Source organism: Pantoea stewartii subsp. stewartii (assembly GCF_008801695.1).
GTDB lineage: Bacteria > Pseudomonadota > Gammaproteobacteria > Enterobacterales > Enterobacteriaceae > Pantoea > Pantoea stewartii.
Genome location: NZ_VZPF01000246.1, coordinates 1 through 458, shown reverse-complemented (window position 1 = coordinate 458; position 458 = coordinate 1). Strand labels below are relative to the sequence as shown.

General features: G+C 53.7%; 2 protein-coding genes. Both read left to right on the top strand.

The window, feature by feature from the left end; translation table 11 throughout:
* Positions 1-321, top strand: a 321-nt coding sequence (gene nrfB / locus F7Q90_RS26015) for a cytochrome c nitrite reductase pentaheme subunit (RefSeq protein ID WP_151161200.1), incomplete at its 5' end; no start/stop codon positions are given.
* Positions 318-458: twin-arginine translocation signal domain-containing protein (locus F7Q90_RS26010; RefSeq protein WP_151161197.1), on the top strand; the 141-nt coding region annotated here is incomplete at its 3' end. The genes nrfB and F7Q90_RS26010, both read left to right, overlap by 4 nt.

Here is a 458-nt window from a genome sequence, read left to right as displayed (position 1 = left end):
GGCCAACCGTCGCTTCATCACCGTGAAGGGGTGAAAGATGTGATGCGTTTTAACGACCCGATGTATACGTTGGAGCAGCAGAACAGCGTCTGCATGTCCTGCCATCTGCCTGAACAACTACAAAAAGCGTTCTGGCCGCACGATGTTCATGTTACTAAAGTGACCTGCGCCAGTTGCCATTCCCTGCATCCGCAGCAAGATACGATGCAGACGCTAAGCGAGAAAGGGCGGATCAAAATATGCGTGGATTGCCATAGCGATCAGCGTACTAACCCGCACTTTAATCCGGCGTCCGTTCCGTTGCTTAAGGAGCAGCCATGAGTTGCACCCGACGTCAATTTATTACCCGCGTCGGCGCGCTGGCGGCGGTCAGTGGGATGGCAGGACGCGTTGTAGCGAACACGTTGAATATTAACGGCGTGCGTTATGGCATGGTGCATGACGAATCGCTATGCATC